This window comes from Streptomyces sp. GMY02, assembly GCF_019056675.1.
Lineage (GTDB): Bacteria > Actinomycetota > Actinomycetes > Streptomycetales > Streptomycetaceae > Streptomyces > Streptomyces odonnellii.
Window position 1 is genome coordinate 5,529,061 of the sequence record NZ_CP077658.1, and the last position, 25,786, is coordinate 5,554,846.

The window sequence follows — 25,786 nt, forward strand, 5'->3', positions numbered from 1 at the left end:
CCGAATTGGCTCGGCCGGAACGGCTGCGGCTTCGGCCCGGCGACCGCCGGTGCCGGCCGTGTCAGCCGTAGACGATGCGGCGTAGCTGCCGGAGCGACAGCTCCGGGGGCGCCACCGCGCGGTGCGGCAGCTCGGCCGCGATCCGCTCGAAGATCTCCGCGTTCGTACCGCCGCCGGACTGCATCTCCCGGTGGCGGCGGCGGACGAACTCCTCGGTCGTCTCGTCGAAGTACGCCAGCACGTCGAGCACCACCCGGGCGGCCTCGCCGCGCTGGAGCGCGGTGCTGCGGACGAGATGGTCGATGAGGTCGTCGTATGACGAGCGGCGTTCCAGCACCCGTCGATACTGCGGGTGGCGGCGGAGGTTTGCAACATTTCTGCCCGGAATCGGGCAGGAGTCAGCCCATTCGGGGGTGGAGGCAGTAAGGAGACAGTACTCAGAGACGCCTGATGATGGCCTGCTTGGCGGTGGCGAACTCCTCGTCCGTGAGTATCCCCTCCTCGTACAGCCCGCCCAGCTCCCGCAGTCTGCGCAGCAGCGCGTCCGGGTCGTCGCCCGCGGCCGGCCTGGCGTCCTCGGGCGCCGGGCCCAGCTCCACGGCCGGGGCGGTCTGCGCGTACGGATGCGGCAGGCGGGCCGCCACCGCCGCCCCCGCCAGCGCCATCAGCGGGTCCTTCTTGAACCCCCACAGCTCCACCGCGTGCGGGTCGTACTTCGGCGGCACCGACACCGACACCGTCGTCCCGGCCGCCCGGAAGCGCAGAAAACCGTTCTCCAGACCCGCGCTCGGCAGCCACTCCACCGACTCCACATCGGCGAGCGCGATGGTCCGGGCGCCGCCCGAGGACTTGGACTCCTCGGTCTTCCAGTTCCACTCCAGCCTGATCCGCTCCCCGTCGAAGGCCACGGTCCCGTCGCCCGCGCTCACGGTGATCGGCAGGGCGGGCCCCGGCAGCAGATAGCGGTCGACGGGCCCAGGCTCCACGCCGTCCAGCAGCAGCGCGTTGCGCACCTCGTCGACCAGGTATTCGGCGACCCCCGCGCGGTCGTTCTCGACGGTCAGCCGGTACGGGTCGGAGCCGTCGTCCAGTCTGCCGCCGGCGACCAGGAGCAGCGGGTCGGCGCCGTCCCGCAGCCGGAGCCGCAGCCGCCCGGACTTGCGCCCCGCCTCGAAGGAGATTCCGGCCAACGCCTGGAGCGGTACGGCGATTTCACCGAGCGCCCTGCGCAGCGGACCGACGCCCTTGTCGTTGCCGGGCACGATGCGGACCGTGTCGCCGTCGAAGGTCCAGGTGCCGTCCTTCTGGATTATTTCCGCCATGCAGGGATCCTTTCATCCAAGGCAGTGGAAATTGGTCTACACCTTGACCGTGGGTGGGGCGTGCGGGTCCCATGGTGAGGAGTTCACTTCCCGGCACCGCAGGTGAGTACCCCGTCGAAGGGACAACCTCGTGAGATCCGTTGAGAGTCGGCGCGAAACGGCAAGCCGGTCCAACCCCCGGAAAGGCTGGAGAAGCCGGCGGAGCGGGCGCGGGGCCCTGCCCCGGGTGGTCGGCTCGCTGCTGCTCGTCGTGGCGGCCGGTGTCTCCAGCATCGGAGCCACCGGTCCTGCGCCCGGTCCCGCCCCCGCCCGTCCACTGGACCAGGTGGTGCCGGCGCCCGAGCGGGTACGGCCGGGCGGCTCCCCGTACACCCTCACCCCCGCGACCCGCATCCTGGCCGACGGCGCCTCGCGCGCGGACACCCGCGAGGCCGCGCGCATCGGCTCGTACCTGGCCGGGCTGCTGCGGCCGTCCACCGGCTACGCCCTTCCGGTCGGCGAGCCGAAGGGCGACCGGAACGCCCGCGACGGCATCCGGCTGCGCCTCGGTACGGGCGATCGGAACCTGGGTACGGAGGGCTACCGGCTGGAGTCCGGGCGGCACGGCGTCACCATCACCGCCCGCGAACCCGCCGGGCTCTTCCACGGCGTCCAGACCCTGCGCCAGCTCCTGCCCGCCCCGGTGGAGAAGCGGAGCACCCAGCGCGTCCGCTGGACGGTCGCGGGCGGCACCATCACCGACACCCCGCGCTTCGCCTACCGAGGCGCGATGCTCGATGTCTCGCGCCACTTCCTGACGGTCGATCAGGTCAAGCTCTACATCGACCAGTTGGCGCTCTACAAGATCAATACCCTGCATCTGCACCTTTCCGACGACCAGGGCTGGCGGATCGCCGTCGACTCCTGGCCGCGGCTCGCGACGTACGGCGGCTCCACCCAGGTCGGCGGCGGCCCGGGTGGCTACTACACCAAGGCCCAGTACCGCGATCTGGTCGCCTACGCCACCTCCCGCCACCTTGAGGTGATCCCGGAGATCGACATGCCGGGCCACACCAACGCGGCGCTCGCCTCCTATGCCGAGCTGAACTGCGACGGTGTCGCGCCCCCGCTCTACACGGGCACCGCTGTCGGCTTCAGCTCGCTGTGCGTGCCCAAGGAGGTGACGTACGACTTCGTGGACGACGTGGTGCGCGAACTGGCCGCGCTCACGCCGGGCCGGTACCTCCACATCGGCGGCGACGAGGCGCACGCCACCAGCCATGCCGACTATGTGGCCTTCATGGACCGGGCGCAGGCCGTGGTGGCGAAGTACGGGAAGACGGTGGCGGGCTGGCACCAGATCACCGGGGCCACCCCGGCCGCGGGGGCCGTCGCCCAGTACTGGGGCTACGACGCCACCGGTTCCGCCGAGCGCGCGCAGGTCGCCGCGGCGGCCAAGAAGGGCACGCGGCTGGTGCTCTCCCCGGCGGACCGGGTGTATCTCGACATGAAGTACGACCGGAGCACCCCGCTCGGCCAGTCCTGGGCCGGCTACACCGAGGTGGACCGCTCGTACGACTGGGACCCCGGCACCTATCTCGCCGGCGCGGGCGTGCCGGAGAGCGCGGTGCTCGGGATCGAGGCGCCGCTGTGGACCGAGACCATCGCGACCAGTGACCAGATGGAGTACATGGCCTTCCCGCGGCTGCTCGGTGTCGCGGAGCTGGGCTGGTCCCCGGCGGCCTCGCACGACTGGGACACGTACAAGCTCCGTCTGGCGGCCCAGGGGCCGCGGATGACGGCGCTCGGCATCGACTACTACCGCTCACCGCTGGTGCCCTGGCCGGCCGGCTGACGGACGGAGCGGGTGCCCGGGGGAGGGTCGGCCGAGGCCATGAGGCCCGGCCGACCTGGGTCCCGGACGGCTCAGGCCGGGAGGCCCAACTCCCGTGCGATCAGCATCCGCTGGACCTCGCTGGTGCCCTCGCCGATCTCCAGGATCTTGGAGTCGCGCCACATCCTGGCCACCGGATACTCGTTCATGAAGCCGTATCCGCCATGGATCTGGGTCGCCTCCCGGGCGTTGTCGACGGCGACCGTCGACGAGTACAGCTTCGCCAGCGCCGCCTCCTTCTTGAACGGCTCACCGCGCACCAGCCGCGACGCCGCGTCCCGCCAGCCGATCCGTGCCATGTGCGCACGCATCTCCATGTCGGCGAGCTTGAACTGGATGGCCTGGTTGGCGCCGATCGGCCGCCCGAACGCGTGCCGCTGCTTCGCGTACGCCACCGACTCGTCCACGCATCCCTGGGCGAGACCGGTCGCCAGGGCCGAGATCGCGATCCGCCCCTCGTCCAGGATCCGGAGGAACTGGGCGTATCCCCGGCCCTCCTGGCCGAGCAGATTCGCCAGCGGCACCCGGACGTCCGAGAAGGACAGCTCGCGGGTGTCCGAGGCGTTCCAGCCGACCTTGGAGTAGGGGGCCGCGACGGTGAAGCCGGGGGTGCCGGACGGGACGATGATCGAGGAGATCTCCGGACGCCCGTCCTCCTTGCGGCCGGTGACCGCCGTGACCGTGACCAGACCGGTGATGTCCGTCCCGGAGTTGGTGATGAAGCACTTGCTGCCGTTGATGACCCAGGAGTCGCCGTCGCGCACCGCGGTGGTACGGGTGCCTCCCGCGTCCGAGCCGCACTCCGGCTCGGTCAGCCCGAAGGCGCCGAGGATCTCGCCCGCGCAGAGCCGGGGGAGCCAGGCGCGCTTCTGCTCCTCCGTACCGAAGAGATGGACGGGCATGGCGCCGAGCGACACCCCCGCCTCCAGGGTGATCGCCACCGAGGAGTCGACCCGGGCCAGCTCTTCCAGGGCGATCCCGAGCGCGAGATAGTCCCCGCCCATCCCGCCGTACTCCTCGGGGAACGGCAGCCCGAACAGCCCCATCCGCCCCATCTCGCGGACGATCTCGTACGGGAACTCGTGCCGCTCGTAGAAGTCGCCGATCTTGGGCGCCACGACATCGTGCGCGAACTCCTCGACCGTGCGGCGCAGTTCTTCGTGCTCGGCGGAGAGCCGGTGGTCCAGGGACATGGGTGCGTCACTCCTTGTGGGAGAGGGCTCGGACGGTACGGGAAGGGCTGGGGCGGCCCAGCCGTTCGGCCAGCCAGACGCTGGTGGCGGTGAGCCGGCCGAGATCGACGCCGGTTTCGATACCGAGGCCGTCGAGCATCCACACGAGATCTTCGGTGGCGAGGTTTCCGGTGGCGCTCTTCGCGTACGGGCAGCCGCCGAGGCCGCCCGCCGAAGCGTCCACGGTGGTCACGCCGTGCTGGAGCGCGGCGAAGGTGTTGGCGAGCGCCTGGCCGTACGTGTCGTGGAAGTGCACCCCGAGGGCATTGGTGGGCACGCCCTCCTCGTTCAGCTCGGAGAGCAGGGTCTGCACATGGCCGGGGGTGGCGACGCCGATGGTGTCGCCGAGGCTCAGCTCGTCGCAGCCCAGGTCCATCAGGGCCTTGGCGACCCTGACCACCTGATGGATGGGGACCGGGCCCTCCCAGGGGTCGCCGAAGCACATGGAGAGATAGCCGCGGACATGGATCTTGTCGGCGCGGGCCCGCTCCACGACCGGCGCGAACATCGCCAGGGACTCGTCGACCGTACGGTTGAGATTGGCCTTGGCGAACGACTCGGTGGCGCTGGCGAACACGGCGATACGCCGGGCCCCGAGGGCGGTCGCGCGGTCGAGGCCACGGGCGTTGGGCACGAGGACGGGGAGCGCGACCTCCGGGCCCAGATCGCCGAGCAGGGGGAACAGTTCCTCGGCGTCCGCGAGCTGGGGCACCCAGTCGGGACGTACGAAACTGGTCGCCTCGACGGTGGTCAGCCCGGCGTCGGCGAGACGGTGGATGAACTCGGCCTTGACCTCCGTCGGTACGACGGCCTTCTCGTTCTGGAGCCCGTCACGCGCGCCCACCTCATGGATACGGACCTGGGGCGGCAGCTCCTCCGAGGGCACGGCCATGGGCAGTCCGTGGATCATGACTCCTCCTGGGGGACGGCGATGTCCGGGCCGAGGCTCTGCGCGGGAGCCGGGCCCTGTGCCGGGGCGGGGTCCTGCGTGGGGGCGGGGGCCTGTGCCGGGGCGGACGTGGTTCCGGGGGCCGGTACGGAGTCCGGTGCCGGCGCGGGTCCGGAGGCCGGTTCGGTATCCGGTTCTGCATTCGGCGTGATGACGGCCAGGATCTGGTCCATGGCGACGGTGGAGCCGGGGGTGACATCCAGCTCGGTGACGGTCCCCGCGTGCGGCGCGGAGATCACATGCTCCATCTTCATCGCCTCGACGACGAGCAGGCTCTGCCCGGCGGCGACCTCGTCGCCCAGCCCCACCTTGACGACGGTGACCGTCCCCGGCATGGGTGCGACCAGCGAGTCCACCCCGCCGCCCGCGGCGCCCGCGCGCAGGGCGGCCTCGACCGGGTCGAAGTCCCGCACCTGCCAGCTCTCCCCGTCCCTGCCGAGCCAGTCGCCGGCCCGGTGGAAGGTATGGGTCACCTCGTCGACGGTGACCGTGACCTGGCCGGGCTCCACCTCGTACCCGTCCCCGGGCCGTACCTGCTGACCGACGGGTTCGAGTCCCGGCACCCGCAGATGGTGTGTCACGGGGACGGGCGTGCCGCCCATGCGCCAGCCGTTCGGCACGGAGAAGGGGTCCACCCAGCCCTCCGGCGCGGCCGGTCGCAGCTCCGCCTGGCGGACCGCTGCCGCCGCCGCGTACACCTCCGGCGGGACCCCGTCGGGCAGCAGGGAGTCCGCGGCCCGCTCCACCAGGCCCGTGTCCAGCTCGCCCGCGACGACCGAGGGATGGGCCAGCAGCCGGCGGAGGAACGCGGCGTTGGTGGTGACACCGAGGGTGACCGTCCCGGCCAGGGCCGCGCGGAGCTTGCGCAGCGCGGTGGGGCGGTCATGGGCATGGGCGATGACCTTGGAGAGCATCGGGTCGTACGTACTGCCGACCTCGGCGCCCTCGGAGAGGCCCGAGTCCGTCCGTATCCCCGCGCCCTGCGGCTCGCGCAGCGCCAGGACCGTACCGCCGGTCGGCAGGAACCCCCGCGCCGGGTCCTCCGCGCAGATCCGGGCCTCCACGGCATGGCCGGTGAGGGTGATGTCGGCCTGGGCGAAGGGCAGTTCCTCACCGGCCGCGACCCGGAGCTGCCACTCGACCAGATCGAGGCCGGTGACCAGCTCCGTGACCGGGTGCTCCACCTGGAGACGGGTGTTCATCTCCATGAAGAAGTACGACGCGGGGTCGCCGCCGGGCACGATGAACTCGACCGTCCCCGCGCCCGCGTACCCGCAGGAGCGCGCCGCCTGGACGGCCGCCTCGCCCATGGCCGCACGGGTCGCCTCGTCCAGCAGGACCGAGGGCGCCTCCTCGATGATCTTCTGATGGCGCCGTTGCAGCGAGCACTCGCGCTCGCCGAGATGCACCACGTTCCCGTGCGTGTCCGCCAGGATCTGGATCTCGATATGGCGCGGCCGGTCCACCCACCGCTCCACCAGCAGCGTGTCGTCCCCGAAGGAGGACCGCGCCTCGCGCCGGGCCGCCGCGATCTCCTCGGCCAGCAACGATTCCGTACGCACCAGGCGCATGCCCTTGCCGCCGCCGCCCGCCGACGGCTTCAGCAGCACCGGCATACCGATCTCCGCGGCCGCCGCGGCCAGTTCGGCATCGGACAGTCCGCTGCCGGAGGAGCCGGGCACCACCGGCACCCCCGCCGCCCGTACCGTCTCCTTGGCGCGGATCTTGTCGCCCATCAGCTCGATGGCGGAGGCGGGCGGCCCGATGAAGACCAGCCCCGCGTCGGCGCAGGCGCGCGCGAACGCCTCGTTCTCCGCGAGGAAGCCATAGCCCGGGTGGACCGCCTGCGCTCCCGTACGCTCCGCCGCCGCCAGCAGCCGGCCGATGGAGAGATAGCTCTCGGACGCCGCCGCCGGGCCGATACGGACCGCCGTGTCGGCCTCCCGTACATGCCGGGCGTCCGCGTCGGCGTCGCTGAAGACCGCGACCGAGCGCACCCCCAGACCCCGCAGGGTGCGGATGACGCGGACCGCGATCTCGCCGCGGTTGGCGATCAGAACCGTGTCGAACATTCCCACCCTCACATCCGGAAGACGCCGAAGCCGGGCGCCGTGCTGTCCCTCTGGGGCAGTGGGGCGTTGGCACACGCGGTCAGGGCCAGCCCCACCACCTGCCGGGTCTCCAGCGGGTCGATCACTCCGTCGTCCCAGAGGCGCGCGGTCGCGTAATAGGCGTTCCCCTGGGTCTCGTACTGTGCGCGGATCGGCGACTTGAAGGACTCCTCGTCCTCCGCCGGCCACTCCTCGCCGCGCCCCTCCATCTGATCGCGCTTGACGGTCGCGAGCACGGAGGCGGCCTGCTCGCCGCCCATGACCGAGATCTTGGCGTTGGGCCACATCCACAGGAAGCGGGGGGAGTAGGCCCGGCCGCACATCGAGTAGTTGCCCGCTCCGTACGAGCCGCCGATGACGACCGTCAGCTTCGGCACGCGCGCGCACGCCACGGCCGTGACCATCTTCGCGCCGTGCTTGGCGATCCCGCCCGCTTCGTAATCCCTGCCGACCATGAAGCCGGAGATGTTCTGGAGGAAGAGCAGCGGGATGCCGCGCTGGTCGCACAGCTCGATGAAGTGCGCGCCCTTCTGGGCGGACTCGGAGAAAAGGATGCCGTTGTTGGCGATGATCCCGACGGGGTGCCCATGGATCCGTGCGAACCCGGTCACCAGTGTCGTACCGAACTCGGCCTTGAACTCGGCGAACCGCGAGCCGTCGACGAGCCGCGCGACGACCTCGCGGACGTCATAGGGCGTACGGGAGTCCACCGGAACCGCTCCGTAGAGCCCCGCGGGATCGGCCTTGGGCTCCTCGGCCGGCTCGACGGACCAGGGGAGGGGGCCCCGGGCCGGGAGGGTGGAGACGATGGTGCGCACGATCCGCAGCGCGTGCGCGTCGTCCTCCGCGAGATGGTCGGTGACGCCCGAGACCCGGGAGTGGACCTCGCCGCCGCCCAGCTCCTCGGCCGTGACCACCTCGCCCGTGGCCGCCTTCACCAGGGGCGGCCCGCCCAGGAAGATCGTGCCCTGCCCGCGCACGATCACCGCTTCGTCGCTCATCGCCGGGACATACGCGCCGCCGGCCGTGCAGGATCCGAGCACCGCGGCGATCTGCGGGATGCCCGCGCCGGACATCCTGGCCTGGTTGTAGAAGATCCGCCCGAAGTGGTCCCGGTCGGGGAACACCTCGTCCTGCATGGGCAGGAAGGCGCCCCCGGAGTCGACGAGATACAGGCACGGCAGCCGGTTCTCCAGGGCCACCTCTTGGGCGCGGAGGTGCTTCTTCACCGTCATCGGGTAATACGTGCCGCCCTTGACCGTGGCGTCATTGGCGACGATCACCACCTCGCGGCCGCTGACCCGGCCGATCCCGGCGATCACCCCGGCGGCCGGGGCCGCGCCCTCGTACATCCCCTCGGCCGCGAGCGGTGCCAGCTCCAGGAAGGGCGAGCCGGGGTCGAGCAGTGCGTCCACCCGGTCGCGCGGCAGCAGCTTGCCGCGGGCCGTGTGCCGGGCGCGGGCCTTCTCGCCGCCACCGAGCCGGGCCGCGGCGAGCCGGGCCCGCAGCCCCGTGGCCAGCTCTTCGTGCGCCGCCTCATTGACCCGCCAGGACTCGGCGGCCGGATCCGCGGCGCTCGCCAGCACCGGTGCCTGCTGCATCGCTCGAAGCTCCCTTCGCCGGGCTCGCTGGGTTAGTGAGCGTTAACGTCATTGCCTTCAGGTTAACGACCGCTAACAGTCCTGTCTAGAATGAATTCTCATGAGCACCAGGACCGCCGCCCCGACCCGCCGCGAGCAGATCCTCAAGCAGGCCGCGCGCCTCTTCGCCGAGCGCGGGTTCCACGGGGTCGGCGTCGACGAGATAGGGGCGGCGGTCGGCATAAGCGGCCCCGGTCTGTACCGCCATTTCGCGGGCAAGGACGCCATGCTCGCCGAGCTGCTCGTCGGCATCAGCGGCCGGCTGCTGGACGGCGGCAGACGGCGCGTGCGCGGGGCCGGGGAGACCGCGGACCCGGCCGCCGTACTGGCCTCGCTGATCGACGGCCATATCGACTTCGCCCTCGACGACCGCCCGTTGATCACCCTCCACGACCGCGAACTGGACCGGCTCAGGGACACCGACCGCAAGCTGGTGCGGCAGCTCCAGCGCCAGTACGTGGAGCTGTGGGTCGAGGTCGTACGGCAGCTCTACCCCGAGGTCCCCGAGTCCCAGGCCCGAGGCGCGGTCCACGCCGTCTTCGGACTCCTGAACTCCACCCCTCATCTGGGCCCCCACACCCCCGGGCTCCCCACCCGCACAGCCACGGAATCCCTGCTCCGCCGCCTGGCCCACGGCGCCTTCGCGGCCCTGGGCAACGACGACGGCTCTCCGTGAGGCGCGGCGAAGGCTCTCCGTGGGGCGGAGACACGGCTGTCCGTGCCGTGAGGTGGGGCGACGGCTCTCCGTGCCGTGAGGCGGGGGACACGGGTCTCCGTGCGGCGGGGCGACGGCTCTCCGTGCCGTGAGGCGGGGGACACGGGTCTCCGTGCGGCGGGGCGACGGCTCTTTGTGCGGCGCGTTCCGGGGGCCGGTGGGCCGTTAGGGCAGCGTCCGGTGCGGTTCCGTGCCGTCCAGTGCCGTCCAGCGTCGTTCGGAGCTGTCCAGCACCGTTCCGAGCTGTCCGGAGAGCAGGACATCCGGCGCGGGGTGCGGGGCTGACGGCACAATGGGCTCATGCCGATACCCAGCCGCGCCGCCCTTGTCGACCACCTCGTCCGTACGCGTATCGCCGGAGACGTGGCCACCCCCCGCGACAACAACCTCTCCCACTACCGCAAGCTCGCCAACGGCGACCGCCACTACTGGCTGGGTCTTGAGCTGGGCGAGCGCTGGACCGACGAGCAGGACGTCCTCGCCGTGATGGCCGAGCGGTGCGGCGTCAACGACGACCCCGAGCACCGGGCCGGCCAGGACACCATCGACCCCGATCTGACCATCGACGCCCTGGAGCGGATGGCCGCCCGGCTGCGCAAGGCCGCCGCCGCCAAGGAGCGCGTGCTGTTCGCGACCGGCCACCCGGGAGGGCTCCTGGACGTACACCGGCAGACCGCGGACGCGCTCCGGGCCGCCGGCTGCGAGATCGTACGCATCCCCACCGGGCTCACCGCCGACGAGGGCATGGTCTTCCAGTTCGCCGACGTCGCGATGCTGGAGCGCGGCGCCACCCTCTGGCACACCCATTCGCCGGAACCGATGCGCGCGATCCTGGACGGGCTGGAGCGCGACGGCAGACCGCAGCCGGACCTGGTGGTCGCGGACCACGGCTGGGCCGGGTGCGCCGCCCAGCGCGGGCTCGACTCGGTCGGCTACGCGGACTGCAACGACCCCGCCCTCTTCCTCGCCGAGGCCGAGGGCACGATGGAGGTCACGGTCCCCCTGGACGACCATGTCACGGACCCGCGCTTCTACGACCCGATGACGGCCTACCTGCTGAACGAAGCCGGTCTGCTCTGACGCCTCCCTCCGGCTCGTCCCGGCTCCCTCCGGCCGTACCGCACCGTCCCGGCCTTACCGTCCCGTCGCCCGCTACAGCCCCATCGACTTGGCGATGATCATCTTCATGACCTCGCTGGTGCCGCCGTAGATACGGTTGACCCGGTTGTCCGCGTACAGCCGGGCTATCGGGTACTCGTTCATATAGCCGTACCCGCCGTGCAACTGGAGGCACTTGTCGATCACGCGGTGCGCCACCTCCGTGGTGAAGAGCTTCGCGGACGCGGCCTCGGCGGCGGACAGCTCGCCCAGATCATGCGCTTCCAGCGCGCGGTCGACCACCGCCTCCGCCGCGTCCACCTCGGCCTTGCACGCGGCCAGCTCGAACTTGGTGTTCTGGAAGGACGCCACGGACTTCCCGAAGACCGTCCGCTCCTGGACGTACTGCTGCGCGAACCGGACCGCCGCTGCCGCCTGCGCATAGGCACCGACGGCTATCCCGAGCCGCTCCTGCGGCAGGTTCTGGCCGAGATAGGAGAAGCCCTTGTTCTCCTCGCCGAGCAGGTCCCCGACCGGCACCTTGACATCCGTGAAGGACAGCTCGGCGGTGTCGGAGATCCTCAGCCCCAGCTTGTCGAGCTTGCGGCCGACCGCGTACCCCTCCGTCTTCGTGTCCACGACCAGCAGCGATATCCCATGGCGGCGGTCCTCGGGGGACGGCGGCGCGGTACGCGCGCAGACGATCACCCGGTCCGCGTGGACGCCGCCCGTGATGAAGGTCTTCGCGCCGTTGAGCACATAGTGCGTGCCGTCCTCGGACAGCCTGGCGGTCGTCTTCATCCCGGCCAGATCGGAGCCGGTGCCCGGCTCGGTCATGGCGATGGCGTACATCGTCCTGCCACTGACGAAGTCCGGCAGCCAGCGCTTCTTCTGTTCATCCGTCGCATACGCCTTCAGATACGGCAGGCAGAGCGCGATATGGACGCCCGAGCCGCCGAAGGAGACACCGGCCCGCGCGGTCTCCTCGGTGATGACCGCCTGGAACTTGAAGGACTCCTCGCCCGCGCCGCCGTACTCCTCCGGCACCTCGATACCGAAGATGCCCAGCTCACCGAGCTTGTAGTAGAAGTCGCGTGGCGCCTGGCCCGCCGCGTACCACTCGTCGTGGACGGGGACGACCTCCGCCTCGATGAAGGCGCGGATGGTCTCCCGGAACGCCTCATGGTCCTCGTTGTAGACGGTACGACGCACCGTAAGCCCCCTCTGTCCGTTCAACTCCGGCCGACCTGCTAAGCGCTTGCTCAGATCTAGTGGGAAGTTACCCGGGGGTCACCGGAGCTGTCCAGGGCTGTGGACAGAGCCTGTGGATAAGTGCCGCGTGGCCGTCGCGCATGTCACAGTCACAGGGAGCGCAGCGCGAACCACAGCTCCATCCGTACGTCGGCGTCGTCCAGGTCGGCGCCGAGGAGGGCCGCGCAGCGGGCGATGCGCTGGCGGACCGTATTGCGGTGCACGGCCAGCGCCACCGCCGTACGGTCCCAGCTCCCGTGCAGGGAGAGCCAGGTGCGCAGGGTCTCGGCCAGGGCGGGGGAGCCGTCGAGCGGGGCCAGCCGGGTCCGTGCGTGGGCCGCGGCCTCCTCGGGTCCGACCAGCCCGGCGAGTCCCGCCTCGTGGTGGCGTACGAGCGGGGTACGGGTGGCCTCCGCCCGGCGCAGCGCACGCCCGGCGCGGAGGTCGGCGGCGGCGAGATCCGCGGGGCCCACGGGGTCACTGACTCCGAGGATCCAGCCAGGCTGGGCGGTGACCTCGCGGTCGGTGAGGATGCGGACGGCCGCGCCGTCCGCCTCGACCAGCGTGCTGCCCAGGGCCGCCGCGAGCGCGCCCGCGGCGAAAGGGGTGGCGCTGCCGCGCGCGTGGACCACGGTCCAGGGCCCGGCGCCGAGCAGGGGAGCGGCCTCGGCGGGCGTGGCGCCGAGAAGCAGCCGTACGAGCGCGGCGGAGCGGCCGGCCTCGGCCGCGCTCTGGTGGGGCGCGGCGAGGAGGGAGAGCAGGACGACGGCGACGCCGGTGATGGTGTGATCCCCGGGCTCCCGGCCTCCGTCCGCCACGGCGACGCCGAGAACGAGGCCATGGCCACCGGCGAGGGGGTAGGCGGCGAGACGGGTGCCGTCGACGGTGTCGGCGGCGGAGGAGGGGGTTGGGGAAGGGGCCGGCAGCGGGGCCGGTCGGGCGCCTGATGCCGAACTTGGCGTGGTGTCCTGATCCGGTGTGGGGTGCGGTCGGGAGGCCGGTGAGTGGTCCGGCGCGGAGCCGGGCCCGGAGTTCGGCCGGGAGTCCGGTTTGGGTCCCGGCAGCCGGTCGCCCGGCCGACTGTCCGGATGGACCACCCCTGCCAGACGCGCCAGTGCTTCGCGGGCCGCCGGGGACAGGGCGCGGCCCGTCCCGTACAACTCCGTGCCGTCCGGTGCGAACAGCACCGCCCGCCCTCCGAGCCGTACCGCGAGCTGACGCAGCACCGCGGGCACCGGGTCCCGGCGGGCCGCCGCGGCGGCCAGACCCTGCTGGGCCCGGGTCACCCGGCGAAGTTCCCGGTGGCGTGCTTCCGCCATCAGCCGCCACACCCCGCGCGCCACCGCCGTGAACGGCGTGCGCGGCGGGACCTCCAGCAGCGGCAGGCCGTGCCGGTCGCAGGCCGTGATGAGGGCCGGGGGCACCCTGTCGTACACCGGCGTCACCCCGAAACCGAGCGCCGCCGCCCCCGCCTCGACCACCCGTGCCGCATACGCGTCGGCATAAGCAGCCGTGAACTGGACACCAGCGGTCAGCAGCAGCTCCCCACCGAGCAGATACGGATACGGATCGGCCATCTCCGAGGTGTGCACCCAGTGGACAGCCGTGGCCGAGTCATCATCCGGACCGGCGATCCGGCGCAGACCGAGCCCGCTGTCCGCCAGCAGCGCGGCAAGCGGAACGGGCGGGGTGGGCGGCGGTACGGGATCCGGCATGGACGATCCATCCATCATCGGAGAGCGGAATGGATGAAACGTACACTTCAGCGTTGCTTTCCGGCCACCTACGGTCATGTCCCACGGACGGCGCCCGGACGAGGACGCCCGGACCCGGCGGAACCAGACGGAGGAAGCCATGGCTGTCGACTACGCGGTGATCGTCGTCTATCTGGCCGGCATGCTCGCCATGGGCTGGTGGGGCATGCGACGCGCCGGATCCAAGAGCGAGTTCCTGGTCGCGGGGCGCAGACTCGGCCCGTGGATGTACTCCGGCACCATGGCCGCCATCGTCCTCGGCGGCGCGTCCACCATCGGCGGTGTCGGCCTCGGCTACCGGCACGGCCTCTCGGGCGCCTGGATGGTCTTCACCATCGGCCTCGGACTGCTCGCGCTCTCCGTCTTCTTCTCCGCGCGGATCGCCCGGCTGAAGGTCTACACCGTCTCCGAGATGCTCGATCTCCGGTACGGCGGCCGGGCCGGGCTCATCTCGGGCATCGTGATGTGGGCGTACACCCTGATGCTCGCGGTCACCTCGACCATCGCGTACGCCACGATCTTCGATGTCCTCTTCGATCTGAACCGTACGGTCGCGATCATCCTGGGCGGCACGATCGTCGTCGCCTATTCGACGCTCGGCGGCATGTGGTCCATCACGCTCACCGACATGGTGCAGTTCGTCGTCAAGACCATCGGGGTGCTGCTGCTCCTGCTGCCCATCGCCGTGGTCAAGGCGGGCGGCTTCGGAGAGATGAGGGCCAAGCTGCCGGACGAGTACTTCGCGCCGTTCGGCATCGGCGGCGAGACGATCTTCACCTATGTCCTGATCTACACCTTCGGCATGCTGATCGGACAGGACATCTGGCAGCGGGTGTTCACCGCGCGCGGTGACAAGGTGGCACGCTGGGGCGGCACCGTCGCCGGTACGTACTGTCTGGCATACGCCCTGGCCGGCGCGGTCATCGGTACGGCCGCCAAGACGCTCTACCCGGATCTGGGCAGCGCGGACGACGCGTTCGCGACCATCGTCAAGGACGAACTGCCCATCGGGGTACGGGGGCTGGTGCTGGCCGCCGCCCTCGCGGCGGTCATGTCGACGTCCTCGGGCGCGCTGATCGCGTGCGCCACCGTTGCGAACAACGACATCTGGTCGCGGCTGCGGAGCGCCGGACGCGAGGGCGGCGACGGGGCCGGCGGCGATGCCCGGCACGACGAGGTCAGGGGCAACCGGCTCTTCGTCCTGATCATGGGCGTCGCCGTCATCGCCGTCGCGATCGCGCTGAACAATGTTGTCGAGGCGCTGACCGTCGCGTACAACCTGCTGGTCGGAGGGCTGCTCGTACCGATCCTCGGCGGTCTGCTCTGGCGGCGCGGCACGGTGTACGGGGCGCTGGCCGCCGTGATCGTCGGTGGCGGCGCGGTGGTGGGGCTGATGGCGGCGTACGGGATCCTCGCCACGGAACCGATCTACTACGGGCTGCTCTCCTCGCTGGCTGCTTATGTGATCGTCAGTCTGATGACCAGGCCCACGGACGAGGCGGTGCTGGTCGCCTGGCGCCGCAGACTGGCTGGTCAGGAGGGTGAGGTGGGTGCCGTGGCGAGCGCCGGGGAGGGCGCGGTCCCGGTGGTCTGAAGCGGTCCGAGGCGGGTCCGGGAAGAGTTATCCACAGGCCGCCACGTCTGTCGGCGGGCCGGGTCATTCTTGAGCACATCAGCTTCGAGCACTTCAGCTTTGAGCACATCAGTCCGACGACAGAGTCGGCACAGACGACACAGACGACACAGAACAGAGCAGTGCGGAGCCGCACGCATCACCGGAGAGGCCCGACGATGAGCAGCAACGGACACAGCGGACAGGTACCCACGGACCCGGCCGCCGCCGGCCGTGAAGACGGTTCGCCCAGGCCCGACGACCGCCTGCCCGGCGACAGTTCGCGTGGCGACGGCCGGCCCGGCGGCCGTCCGCGCGGGCCCGTCGACTCGTCCCGTATCCCGCGGTATGCCGGACCGGCCACCTTCGCCCGGCTGCCCCGGCTCGACGAGGTCGGCACCGCCGATGTCGCCGTGGTCGGCGTCCCCTTCGACGCCGGGGTCTCCTACCGGCCCGGCGCCCGGTTCGGCGGCAACGCGATACGGGAGGCCTCGCGGCTGCTGCGTCCCTACAACCCGGCCCAGGACGCCTCGCCCTTCGCGCTCGCGCAGGTCGCGGACGCCGGGGACATCGCGGCCAATCCGTTCGACATCGGTGAGGCCGTCGACACCATTGAGGCCGCCGCCGATGAACTGCTCGGCACCGGCGCCCGGTTGATGACACTCGGCGGCGACCACACCATCGCGCTTCCGCTGCTGCGCTCGGTGGCCAAGAAGCACGGCCCGGTCGCGCTGCTCCACTTCGACGCCCATCTCGACACCTGGGACACCTATTTCGGCGCCGCGTACACGCACGGCACGCCGTTCCGCCGGGCCGTCGAGGAGGGCATCCTCGACACCGAGGCGCTTTCCCATGTCGGCACCCGCGGTCCGCTGTACGGGAAGCGGGACCTGGACGACGACGCCAGGATGGGCTTCGGCATCGTCACCTCCGCCGATGTCATGCGCCGGGGTGTGGACGAGATCGCGGACCAACTCCGGCAGCGCATCGGGGACCGCCCGCTCTACATCTCCGTCGACATCGATGTGCTCGACCCGGCACACGCGCCCGGCACCGGCACCCCCGAGGCAGGCGGACTGACCTCCCGCGAACTGCTGGAGATCGTCCGGGGGCTGGCCTCCTGCCACCTGGTCTCGGCGGATGTCGTGGAGGTCGCGCCCGCGTACGACCACGCCGAGATCACCTCCGTCGCCGCCTCCCACACGGCCTACGAACTCACCACGATCATGTCCCGCCAGACGGCGGAGACCCGTACCGCCGCCGCGTCTGCCGCTCGGACCGCGGCCGGGGCGCCGGACGAGGCGGCGAAATGACCCACGACCACGATGTGATGCTCCGCCCCACCGAGGCGCAGACCAAGGCCGCGCTGAACCCGCCGGTCGGGCGGAACGGGGGCGACCTCGTCATCGAGACCCTGAGCGGTCTCGGCGTGACCACCGTCTTCGGGCTGCCCGGCCAGCACGCGCTCGGCATGTTCGACGCCCTCCGCAGATCCGGTCTGGCCTATGTCGGGCTGCGCGTCGAGAACAACGCGGGGTTCGCCGCCGACGCGTACGGCAGGGTCACCGGCCGGGCCGCGCCCCTGCTGCTGTCGACCGGTCCCGGCGCGCTCACCTCGCTGCCCGCGCTCCAGGAGGCGGCTGCCGCGTCGGCCCCGGTGCTGGCCATCTCCAGTCAGGTGCCGGCCGCGGGCCTCGGCGGTGGACGCCGTGGTTATCTGCATGAACTCCCGGATCAGCAGGCGTCCTTCCGCGCCATCGTCAAATCCGTCCACCCCGTCCGTACCGCCTCGCAGATCCCCTCCGCGATCGCCGCCGCCTGGGAGTCCGCGCTCACCGCCCCGCACGGCCCGGTCTGGGTGGAGATCCCGCAGGACGTACTGCTCGCGCCGACCACCCTGCCGGTCGTCACGGTGCCGGACGCCACGCCGCGCGAGCTGACGCCGCGCCCCGAGCTGACCGCGGTCGCGGCGCACGCCCTGTCGCACGCGGAGCGCCCGGTGATCATCGCGGGCGGCGGGGTGATACGGGCCGACGCCCCGGGCAAGCTGCTCGCCCTCGCCGAGAAGCTCTCCGCCCCGGTCGTCACCACCTACGGCGGCAAGGGCGCCTTCCCCTGGGAGCACCCGCTCTCGCTCCAGTCCTGGATCGAGGACCGGCACACTACCGACTTCCTGGAGGACGCGGACGTCCTGCTGGTCGTCGGCTCCGGACTCGGCGAGCTCTCCTCGAACTACCACACCCTCCGTCCCCGCGGCCGGGTGATCCAGATCGAGGCGGACCTCGGCAAGCTGGAGTCCAACCACCCCGCGCTCGGCATCCACGCCGACGCCCGGACAGCGCTGTCCGCACTGCTGGAGTCGGTCACCCGGCGCCACGACCCGGCCGCTGCCGAAGCGGTCCGTACGGTTCTGGCGAAGGTACGGGCCAGGATCGAGGCCCAGGACCTCACCCTGGAGCGACGGGTGCTCGACGCCGTACGCGCTGCCCTGCCCGCCGCGTCCCCGAGCTTCTGGGACATGACGATCCTCGCCTACTGGGCCTGGTCCGCCTGGCCGGGCCCCATGCACTCGGCCCAGGGCGCGGGCGGCCTAGGCTACGGCTTTCCCGCGGCTCTCGGCGCCGCGGCGGCCGACCGTACGACACCGGTCCTGGCCGTATCGGGCGACGGCGGCGCGATGTACTCCATAGCCGAGCTGGCCACCGCCCGGCAGTACGGCCTCCCGGTCACCTGGCTGATCGTCGACGACGGTGGCTACGGCATCCTGCGCGAGTACATGACGGACGCCTTCGGCGAGACCACCGGTACGGAGCTGGCCCGCCCGGACTTCGTGGCCCTCGCGGAGTCCTTCGGCGTCCCGGCCGTCCGTACGGACCCGGAATCGTTGCGCGACGACCTCGCCGCCGCGCTCGCCACCTCCGGGCCCTCGGTGGTGGTGCTTCCCGCCCTGCTCAGGATGTTCGCGCCGACGCATCTCTGAGCCCGGCCCAGCGGTCTCGGCAAGAGGGAGTCAGGGGCGGCAGAAACCAACACGATTCGGTCTCGGTCCGGGATTGTGTTCGAGCCCATACAACCATTGACCCCTCCCTGTGCATCATGTCTGCGAGCGCGCCGGGCGGCGCGCTCCTGACACGAGGGACAGGGGCGGGGACTTCATGACTCAGCAGCGAATATCCTGGCGCGCCCGGGGCGCGCTCTCCATCGCCCTCGCCGCCGGACTCGTACCGGTCGCGGCGGGAGCGGCACCCGCGATGGCCGCGGCTCCGGCCGTCGCCTGTACCTCCGGCAAGGCCGGCCTCGCGAGCAAGCTGTCCAAGGACATCACCGCGGCGCTCAAGGGCAGGGCGTCGACCACCGCCGTCGCGGTCTACGACCGTACGACCAACTCACGGTGCACCCTCCGTTCCACCCAGAAGTTCGATTCCGCCAGCGTGGTCAAGGTCACCGTCCTCGCGACCCTGCTCTGGGACGCCAAGAAGACCAACCGCTATCTGACCCAGCGCGAGGTCGACCTCACCACAGCCATGATCACCAAGTCGGACAACGCGGCGACCAGCACCCTGTGGAAGCAGCTCGGTCTGACGAAGATCAAGGGATTCCTCAAGGCCGCCGGGATGACCCAGACCACCCCGGGTGCGAACGGTTCCTGGGGGCTGACCCAGATCACCGCCCGTGACGAGCAGCAGCTCCTCACCCTGGTGACCGCCAAGAACAGCGTGCTCAGCGACAACGCCCGCAGCTACATCCTGGACCGGATGCGCAGGGTGATCTCGTCCCAGCGCTGGGGCGTCCCGGCCGGCGCCCCGGCCTCGGCCACCGTCCAGCTCAAGAACGGCTGGCTCCAGCGGTCCACCCACGGCTGGCGCGTGCACAGCATCGGCGCGTTCACCGGCAAGGGCAACAACTACCTGATCACCGTGCTCACCCATGACAACAAGACGATGAACGACGGCATCAACACCATCCAGGCCGTCGCCCGCGCCGTCCACAAGGATCTCGCCGCCGCCAAGTGACGACGGCCGCCGGTCGCGAGGCCGGCGGTGACGGACCGGTCCGCAGAGGAACCGGTCCAGGGAGGGACCGGTTCGGTGAGGAATCGGGCCGGTGAGGGGCGGGTCCTAGGACCGCAGACCGGTCTTTGTTGCGGAGGGATGAAATCCGCCGCCGCCCGCGTTGGTGCCTTCCGGTAGATCAGGACGACCGGGAGGCATCAGTGGCGGCGGAGCAGGGCTGGGCACGGCGGCTGACCGGGTACGCCTGGCGGTACCGGCGCAATGTGATCCTCGCGCTCGGGTCGTCGCTCGCCGGCATGGCGGTGATGGCGCTCGTCCCGCTGATCACCAAGGTCGTCATCGACGATGTCATCGGGGACGGCAGCCGCTCCCTCCTCGTCTGGACGGGCCTGCTGGTCCTGGCCGCGCTCGGCGTCTACGCCGCCACATACGTCCGGCGCTACTACGGCGGCCGTCTCGCACTCGACGTCCAGCACGATCTCCGTACCGAGATGTACGAGACGATCGCCCGTCTCGACGGACGGCGCCAGGACAGCCTCTCCACCGGGCAGGTCGTCGGCCGTGCCACCAGCGACCTCCAGCTCATCCAGGGCCTGCTCTTCATGCTGCCGATGACCATCGGCAATGTCCTGCTGTTCCTCATATCCCTGGCGATCATGGCGTGGCTGTCCCTGCCGCTGACCCTGATCGCCCTCGCCGTCGCCCCCGCCGTCTGGTACATCGCCCGCCGCAGCCGCACCAGGCTGCACCCCGCCACCTGGTACGCCCAGTCCCAGGCCGCCGCCGTCGCCGGGGTCGTCGACGGAGCGGTCTCCGGTGTCCGGGTCGTCAAGGGCTTCGGGCAGGAGGACCAGGAGACGGGCAAGCTCCGCGAAGCCGGCCGCAAGCTGTTCGCCGGCCGGCTGCGCACCATTCGGCTCAACGCCCGCTACACCCCCGCGCTCCAGGCCGTACCCGCTCTCGGACAGGTCGCCATGCTGGCGCTCGGCGGCTGGCTGGCCACCCGCGGCCAGATCACCCTCGGTACGTTCGTCGCCTTCTCCACCTATCTCGCCCAGCTTGTCGGCCCGGTCAGGATGCTCGCCATGGTGCTGACCATCGGCCAGCAGGCCCGCGCCGGTGTGGAACGCGTACTGGAGCTGATCGACACCGAGCCCACCCTCAAGGAGGGCACGAAGGAACTGCCCGCGGACGCCCCCGGCTCCGTCGAGTTCGACGACGTGTCGTTCGCGTACGAGAACGGCAGGCCCGTCCTCGAAGGCTTCTCGCTGGAGATACGGCCCGGCGAGACCGTCGCCGTCGTCGGCTCCTCCGGCAGCGGCAAGTCCACCGTCTCGCTCCTGCTGCCGCGCTTCTACGACGTGACGCACGGTGCCGTCCTCGTCGGCGGCCACGATGTGCGCGAGCTGACACACGACTCACTGCGGGCCGCCATCGGACTCGTACCGGAGGACAGCTTCCTGTTCTCCGACACCGTCCGCGCCAATGTCGCCTACGGAAAGCCGGACGCCACCGAGGAGGAGATCCTCCAGGCGACCCGCGCCGCCCAGGCCCACGACTTCATCAGCGCCCTGCCCGGCGGCTACGACACCAAGGTCGGCGAGCAGGGCCTCACCCTCTCCGGCGGCCAGCGCCAGCGCATCGCCCTGGCCCGCGCCATTCTCACCGACCCCCGGCTGCTCCTCCTCGACGACGCCACCTCCGCCGTGGACGCCCGCGTCGAGCACGAGATCCATGAGGCGCTGCGCGCGGTGATGGCCGGGCGCACGACCCTGCTCATCGCCCACCGCCGCTCCACCCTCGGCCTGGCGGACCGTATCGCCGTACTCGACGGCGGACGGCTCGCCGACATCGGCACCCACGAGGAGCTGGAGGAACGGTCCGCTCTCTATCGCCGGCTGCTGACCGACCCCGAGGAACTCGGCGGGGTCTCGCCCGGCCACACCCCCGTCGCCGCCGAATGCGCGGACGACACCCCTTCCCCGGAGGAGGTCCGCGCCCTCCAGGAGGAGATCGACGCCGAGTTCGACGCCGAGCGCGGAGTCACCCCCGGGCTGTGGGTGCGCGACGAGGCGCGGGACGCCGCCGACGCGGCGGCCCCCGGCGCCACCCCCGAACTGCTTGCCCAGGTGGAGGCGCTGCCTCCGGCCACGGACACCCCCGAGGTCGACGAGGCGCGCGCGGTCGCCGCCGAGGAGTCGTACGGACTGCGCCGGCTGCTGCGAGGCTTCGGGCTGCCGTTGCTGATCAGCCTCGCGTTCGTCGCGGTCGACGCGGGAATGGGCCTGCTGCTCCCGGTCCTCATCCGGCACGGCATCGACCAGGGCGTCGAGCAGCTCGCTCTCGGTGCCGTCTGGGTGGCTGCCTCGCTCGGACTCGTCTCCGTACTCGTCCAGTGGGCGGCGCAGATCGGTGAGACCCGCAAGACCGGGCGGACCGGCGAACGCATTCTCTACGCGCTGCGCCTGAAGATCTTCGCGCAGCTCCAGCGCCTCGGGCTCGACTACTACGAGCGTGAGCTGACCGGTCGCATCATGACCCGGATGACGACCGATGTGGACGCGCTCTCGACGTTCCTCCAGACCGGCCTGGTCACGGCGTTCGTCTCCGTCGTCACCTTCTTCGGCATTCTGGTCGTGCTGGTGGTGATCGACGTCCAGCTCGCGCTGGTGGTCTTCGCGACCCTGCCGGTACTGGTCGTCGGTACGGTCTACTTCCGCCGCAAGAGCGTCAAGGCGTACGAACTGGCCCGCGAGCGCATCAGCGTTGTCAACGCGGACCTCCAGGAGTCGGTGTCCGGGCTGCGGATCGTCCAGGCGTTCCGGCGCGAGAAGGACGGCGCGGAGCGGTTCGCCGGGCGCAGCGACCATTACCGCGAGGCCCGGGTGCGGGGCCAGTGGCTGATATCGGTGTACTTCCCCTTCGTACAGTTGCTGTCCTCGGTGGCCGCGGCGGCCGTCCTGATTGTCGGCGCGGGGCGGGTGGAGGCCGGAACGCTGACGACCGGCGCGCTGGTCGCGTATCTGCTGTACATCGATCTGTTCTTCGCCCCGGTGCAGCAGCTCTCGCAGGTCTTCGACGGCTACCAGCAGGCGACCGTCTCGCTGGGCCGGATCCAGGAGCTGCTGCGGGAGCCGACCTCGACGGCCGCCTCGAAGCAACCGTTGGACGTGCTGTCGCTGCGGGGCGAGATCGCCTTCGAGGGCGTGGAGTTCGTGTACAACGAGCTTGCGAGCGACGCGTTCACAAGCGATGCCTTGACGAGCGGCGGGCTCGCGTCGAATGGGAAGTCGGGCGCGGACGCCGCAGGTTCGAGGGTCCCGGCCAGTGGCACCGGCTCGGGGGAGGCCGCGCTGGCAGGTGTCGATCTGCGGATACCGGCGGGCCAGACCGTCGCCTTCGTCGGCGAGACCGGAGCGGGCAAGTCCACGCTGGTCAAGCTGGTCGCGCGGTTCTACGATCCGACCTCCGGCCGGGTCACCGTGGACGGCAGCGATCTGCGCGACCTGGATCTGACGGCGTACCGCCACCGGCTCGGAGTCGTACCGCAGGAGGCGTACCTCTTCGCCGGTACGGTCCGTGACGCCATAGCGTACGGGCGCCCCGACGCGCGCGACGCGGAGGTCGAGGCGGCGGCGCGCGCGGTCGGCGCGCACGAGATGATCGCCACGCTGGACGGCGGCTATCTGCACGAGGTCGCAGAGCGCGGGCGCAATCTCTCTGCGGGACAGCGCCAGTTGATCGCCCTGGCCCGCGCCGAACTGGTCGATCCCGACATACTCCTGCTCGACGAGGCGACCGCCGCCCTCGACCTGGCCAGCGAGGCCCTGGTCAACCAGGCCACCGACCGGCTGACGGGCCGTCGCACCACCCTGGTCGTGGCGCACCGGCTGACCACCGCGGCCCGCGCGGACCGCGTGGTGGTGATGGACCACGGGCGGGTCGTCGAGGACGGTACGCACGATGAACTCCTCGCGCTGGAGGGACGGTACGCCAAGCTGTGGCGGAGCTTCCTCGGCGAGGAGGAGTCGGCCGCGGTGGTCTGAGGGGCGTAGTGCGGGGGCATCAAGGGGGGCGCGTGGGCGCACTTGCCGCCCTTTGGTGTCCTCCACAACCTTCCGGGCCGTTGACGCGTCGTACGCATATATGTGATGGGGGCCTTGAGGGGGGCGTGTGTCGGGTCGGGCTGGGGGATGGGCCGCTGCTGGTACGGGTAGTGGCATCGGCGCCGGAAGAGCACTGCTGCACGGTCTTACGGGGATGATCGCCGCCGGGGCCCTGGTCCTCGCGGGCCCCGGGGCGGCGGAGGCCGACGGAGTGTCAGGAGTCGCGCGCACCGAGATCGCGTCCGTCTGCTCGGGGCGGCCCCAGAAAACGGTCGGGTTCGCCACCGGTGAGCTGCGGATCTACAAGTCGCGCGACTATGCCTGTGCCCTCACCGTCGCCAAGAACCCGGGCACCAGACGGGAGATGGCGGTCAGTCTCCAGGCGCGCGGCGCACGTCCGGTGGTGGACAGCGGAAACTTCTCGCAGCAGGCGGGCCCGGTCACGGTCCATGCCCTGAACCGATGCGTACGGGTCTCCGGCGCGGTCTCCGGAGTCTCCGCCTCCACCGGCTGGATCCTCTGCTGAACCGGCGCCGAACCGGCACTGGCGGGTCGGGCGTTCGGCCCGCTAGGTTCACGGCGTCTGTCATGAACACAGGGGAGAGCGAATGCGCAAGGCGCTGAGATGGCTGTTGTCGCTCGTGCTGATCATAGGCACGGTGGCCACGGCAGGCGCGGCCACCGCCGCCGACCGGAGCGCGGACCACAAGCCCGCAGCCGACACCACCGACATCAAGGACCGGATCCTCGCGATCCCGGGGATGAGCCTGATCCAGGAGAAGCCGTACGAGGGGTACCGCTACTTCGTCCTCAACTACACCCAGCCGGTCGACCACCGTCATCCGTCCAAGGGCACCTTCCAGCAGCGGATCACCCTGCTGCACAAGGACACCAGCCGGCCGACAGTCTTCTTCACCGGCGGCTACAACGTCTCCACCAATCCGAGCCGCAGCGAGCCGACCCGGATCATCGACGGCAACCAGGTCTCCATGGAGTACCGATTCTTCACGCCGTCCCGCCCGCAGCCGGCCGACTGGTCGAAGCTGGACATCTGGCAGGCGGCCAGTGACCAGCACCGGATCTTCTCGGCGCTGAAGCAGATCTATCCCAAGAAGTGGCTCTCCACGGGCGGCTCCAAGGGCGGTATGACCGCCACCTACTTCGAGCGCTTCTACCCGCGCGACATGGACGGCGTCGTCGCGTATGTCGCGCCCAACGATGTGGTGAACACCGAGGACTCGGCGTACGACCGGTTCTTCGAGCGGGTCGGCACCAAGGAGTGCCGCGACAAGCTCAACGCCGTACAGCGCGAGGCGCTCGTCCGGCGCGAGCCGCTGGAGAAGACGTACCAGGAGTGGGCGGACGCCACCGGCGCCACCTTCACCACCGTCGGCACGCTGGACAAGGCGTACGAGGCCGTGGTGCTCGACTTTGTCTGGGCGTTCTGGCAGTACAGCCTGCTCTCGGACTGCGAGTTCATCCCGGTCGCGGCGACCGCCTCCGACCAGGAGATCTACGACACCATCGACGCGATCTCCGGCTTCTCGGCCTACACGGACCAGGGCCTGGAGACCTACACGCCGTACTACTACCAGGCCGGCACGCAGCTCGGCTCGCCCGACATCAAGCAGCCGCACCTCGGCAACCTGAGCCGCTACGGCTACCAGCCGCCGCGGAACTTCGTGCCCCGCTCCATCCCCATGAAGTTCGACCCCTCCACGATGCGGGACGTCGACACCTGGGTCCGCCACCACGCCAACCAGATGCTGTTCGTGTACGGGCAGAACGACCCGTGGGGTGCGGAGCCCTTCCGTCTGGACCGCGGTGCCCGTGACAGCTATGTGTATGTCGCGCCGGGCGCCAACCACGGTGCCAATGTCGCGGCCCTCGTCCCTGACGAGCAGGCGAAGGCCACCGCCCGGATCCTGGAGTGGGCGGGCGTCGCCCCGGCCGCCGTCCAGCAGGACGCGGCGAAGGCGAAGCCGCTGGCGCCGTTCAACACCAAGCTCGACCGGCAGAAGACCGAGCGCGAGCAGCACACCCTGAGGCCGTAACTCCTCAGCCGCCGGTCCGCCGGCGGCCGAGCCGGCAGTGCCCGGCTGTGCCCGCC

The 25,786-nt window shown here is 71.0% G+C and carries 19 protein-coding genes; 10 read left to right on the top strand and 9 right to left on the bottom strand.

Features of this window, described 5'->3' with window-relative positions; genetic code table 11:
• Positions 1–61: 61 nt before the first annotated feature.
• Entirely contained in the window at positions 62–337 is a 276-nt protein-coding gene (locus KQY30_RS23430) for a hypothetical protein (RefSeq protein ID WP_046507995.1), read from the bottom strand.
• 100 nt (positions 338–437) lie between these two features.
• A complete protein-coding gene (locus KQY30_RS23435; protein ID WP_217308511.1) occupies positions 438–1,322 on the bottom strand; it encodes a DUF4429 domain-containing protein in 885 nt (294 codons plus the stop codon).
• A 217-nt stretch (positions 1,323–1,539) separates the two neighbouring features.
• On the opposite strand from KQY30_RS23435, the gene KQY30_RS23440 reads away from it, so the two are divergent.
• Complete coding sequence (locus KQY30_RS23440; protein WP_217311277.1) at positions 1,540–3,156, top strand: beta-N-acetylhexosaminidase; 1,617 nt, start codon at positions 1,540–1,542, stop codon at positions 3,154–3,156.
• Positions 3,157–3,227: 71 nt separating this feature from the next.
• On the opposite strand, the gene KQY30_RS23445 is transcribed toward KQY30_RS23440, so the two are convergent.
• The 4 genes from KQY30_RS23445 to KQY30_RS23460 are packed head-to-tail and all read right to left on the bottom strand — an operon-like array spanning position 3,228 to position 9,088.
• Positions 3,228–4,388 (bottom strand): acyl-CoA dehydrogenase family protein, encoded by a 1,161-nt coding sequence (locus KQY30_RS23445; RefSeq protein ID WP_046507999.1) that lies wholly within the window; start codon positions 4,386–4,388, stop codon positions 3,228–3,230.
• Between the two features lie 7 nt (positions 4,389–4,395).
• Positions 4,396–5,337: a hydroxymethylglutaryl-CoA lyase gene (locus KQY30_RS23450; RefSeq protein ID WP_217308512.1), complete on the bottom strand. Its 942-nt coding sequence runs from the start codon at positions 5,335–5,337 to the stop codon at positions 4,396–4,398.
• Positions 5,334–7,448, bottom strand: a complete 2,115-nt coding sequence (locus KQY30_RS23455; protein ID WP_217308513.1) for a biotin carboxylase N-terminal domain-containing protein — start codon at positions 7,446–7,448, stop codon at positions 5,334–5,336. Before KQY30_RS23455 ends, KQY30_RS23450 begins: the two co-directional genes overlap by 4 nt.
• An 8-nt stretch (positions 7,449–7,456) precedes the next feature.
• A complete protein-coding gene (locus KQY30_RS23460; protein ID WP_217308514.1) occupies positions 7,457–9,088 on the bottom strand; it encodes a carboxyl transferase domain-containing protein in 1,632 nt (543 codons plus the stop codon).
• 100 nt (positions 9,089–9,188) lie between these two features.
• Here KQY30_RS23460 and KQY30_RS23465 point away from each other — a divergent pair, with 100 nt between their 5' ends.
• On the top strand, positions 9,189–9,803 hold the full coding sequence (locus KQY30_RS23465; protein WP_217308515.1) for a TetR/AcrR family transcriptional regulator: 615 nt from the start codon (positions 9,189–9,191) through the stop codon (positions 9,801–9,803).
• A gap of 204 nt (positions 9,804–10,007) precedes the next feature.
• On the opposite strand, the gene KQY30_RS37180 is transcribed toward KQY30_RS23465, so the two are convergent.
• Positions 10,008–10,133 carry a hypothetical protein gene (locus KQY30_RS37180; protein WP_302185334.1) on the bottom strand — a complete coding sequence of 42 codons (126 nt, stop codon included), beginning with the start codon at positions 10,131–10,133 and terminating at the stop codon, positions 10,008–10,010.
• Positions 10,134–10,142: 9 nt separating this feature from the next.
• Here KQY30_RS37180 and KQY30_RS23470 point away from each other — a divergent pair, with 9 nt between their 5' ends.
• A complete protein-coding gene (locus KQY30_RS23470) occupies positions 10,143–10,922 on the top strand; it encodes a phosphatase (RefSeq protein WP_217308516.1) in 780 nt (259 codons plus the stop codon).
• Positions 10,923–10,994: 72 nt separating this feature from the next.
• On the opposite strand, the gene KQY30_RS23475 is transcribed toward KQY30_RS23470, so the two are convergent.
• Together KQY30_RS23475 and KQY30_RS23480 are read right to left on the bottom strand one after the other, a co-directional pair.
• The gene (locus tag KQY30_RS23475) at positions 10,995–12,152 is read right to left on the bottom strand and encodes an acyl-CoA dehydrogenase family protein (RefSeq protein WP_217308517.1); all 1,158 of its coding nucleotides are present in this window, start codon (positions 12,150–12,152) and stop codon (positions 10,995–10,997) included.
• 149 nt (positions 12,153–12,301) lie between these two features.
• The gene (locus KQY30_RS23480; RefSeq protein WP_217308518.1) at positions 12,302–13,906 is read right to left on the bottom strand and encodes a PucR family transcriptional regulator; all 1,605 of its coding nucleotides are present in this window, start codon (positions 13,904–13,906) and stop codon (positions 12,302–12,304) included.
• 139 nt (positions 13,907–14,045) lie between these two features.
• Between KQY30_RS23480 and KQY30_RS23485 the strand changes: the two genes are divergently transcribed.
• From KQY30_RS23485 to KQY30_RS23515, 7 genes are all read left to right on the top strand, one after another.
• Complete coding sequence (locus KQY30_RS23485; RefSeq protein ID WP_217308519.1) at positions 14,046–15,539, top strand: sodium:solute symporter; 1,494 nt, start codon at positions 14,046–14,048, stop codon at positions 15,537–15,539.
• A gap of 197 nt (positions 15,540–15,736) precedes the next feature.
• Complete coding sequence (speB, locus tag KQY30_RS23490; RefSeq protein WP_254407293.1) at positions 15,737–16,870, top strand: agmatinase; 1,134 nt, start codon at positions 15,737–15,739, stop codon at positions 16,868–16,870.
• Positions 16,867–18,537, top strand: coding sequence for a thiamine pyrophosphate-binding protein (locus KQY30_RS23495; protein ID WP_217308520.1), 1,671 nt, complete (start codon positions 16,867–16,869; stop codon positions 18,535–18,537). The genes speB and KQY30_RS23495 overlap by 4 nt, the downstream gene beginning before the upstream one ends.
• A 175-nt stretch (positions 18,538–18,712) precedes the next feature.
• Positions 18,713–19,570, top strand: coding sequence for a serine hydrolase (locus KQY30_RS23500; RefSeq protein ID WP_217308521.1), 858 nt, complete (start codon positions 18,713–18,715; stop codon positions 19,568–19,570).
• Positions 19,571–19,770: 200 nt separating this feature from the next.
• Positions 19,771–23,616, top strand: a complete 3,846-nt coding sequence (locus KQY30_RS23505; protein WP_217308522.1) for an ABC transporter ATP-binding protein — start codon at positions 19,771–19,773, stop codon at positions 23,614–23,616.
• Between the two features lie 214 nt (positions 23,617–23,830).
• Positions 23,831–24,202, top strand: a complete 372-nt coding sequence (locus KQY30_RS23510) for a hypothetical protein (protein WP_217308523.1) — start codon at positions 23,831–23,833, stop codon at positions 24,200–24,202.
• A gap of 82 nt (positions 24,203–24,284) precedes the next feature.
• Complete coding sequence (locus KQY30_RS23515; RefSeq protein ID WP_217308524.1) at positions 24,285–25,730, top strand: S28 family serine protease; 1,446 nt, start codon at positions 24,285–24,287, stop codon at positions 25,728–25,730.
• The last annotated feature ends 56 nt before the right edge of the window (positions 25,731–25,786 follow it).

Coding starts and splice junctions, on each gene's coding strand:
- KQY30_RS23435 (WP_217308511.1), bottom strand. CDS start 1,322: ATGGCGGAAATAATCCAGAAGGACGGCACCTGGACCTTCGACGGCGAC.
- KQY30_RS23445 (WP_046507999.1), bottom strand. CDS start 4,388: ATGTCCCTGGACCACCGGCTCTCCGCCGAGCACGAAGAACTGCGCCGC.
- KQY30_RS23450 (WP_217308512.1), bottom strand. CDS start 5,337: ATGATCCACGGACTGCCCATGGCCGTGCCCTCGGAGGAGCTGCCGCCC.
- KQY30_RS23455 (WP_217308513.1), bottom strand. CDS start 7,448: ATGTTCGACACGGTTCTGATCGCCAACCGCGGCGAGATCGCGGTCCGC.
- KQY30_RS23460 (WP_217308514.1), bottom strand. CDS start 9,088: ATGCAGCAGGCACCGGTGCTGGCGAGCGCCGCGGATCCGGCCGCCGAG.
- KQY30_RS23465 (WP_217308515.1), top strand. CDS start 9,189: ATGAGCACCAGGACCGCCGCCCCGACCCGCCGCGAGCAGATCCTCAAG.
- KQY30_RS23470 (WP_217308516.1), top strand. CDS start 10,143: ATGCCGATACCCAGCCGCGCCGCCCTTGTCGACCACCTCGTCCGTACG.
- KQY30_RS23480 (WP_217308518.1), bottom strand. CDS start 13,906: ATGCCGGATCCCGTACCGCCGCCCACCCCGCCCGTTCCGCTTGCCGCG.
- KQY30_RS23485 (WP_217308519.1), top strand. CDS start 14,046: ATGGCTGTCGACTACGCGGTGATCGTCGTCTATCTGGCCGGCATGCTC.
- speB (WP_254407293.1), top strand. CDS start 15,737: ATGAGCAGCAACGGACACAGCGGACAGGTACCCACGGACCCGGCCGCC.
- KQY30_RS23495 (WP_217308520.1), top strand. CDS start 16,867: ATGACCCACGACCACGATGTGATGCTCCGCCCCACCGAGGCGCAGACC.
- KQY30_RS23500 (WP_217308521.1), top strand. CDS start 18,713: ATGACTCAGCAGCGAATATCCTGGCGCGCCCGGGGCGCGCTCTCCATC.
- KQY30_RS23510 (WP_217308523.1), top strand. CDS start 23,831: ATGATCGCCGCCGGGGCCCTGGTCCTCGCGGGCCCCGGGGCGGCGGAG.
- KQY30_RS23515 (WP_217308524.1), top strand. CDS start 24,285: ATGCGCAAGGCGCTGAGATGGCTGTTGTCGCTCGTGCTGATCATAGGC.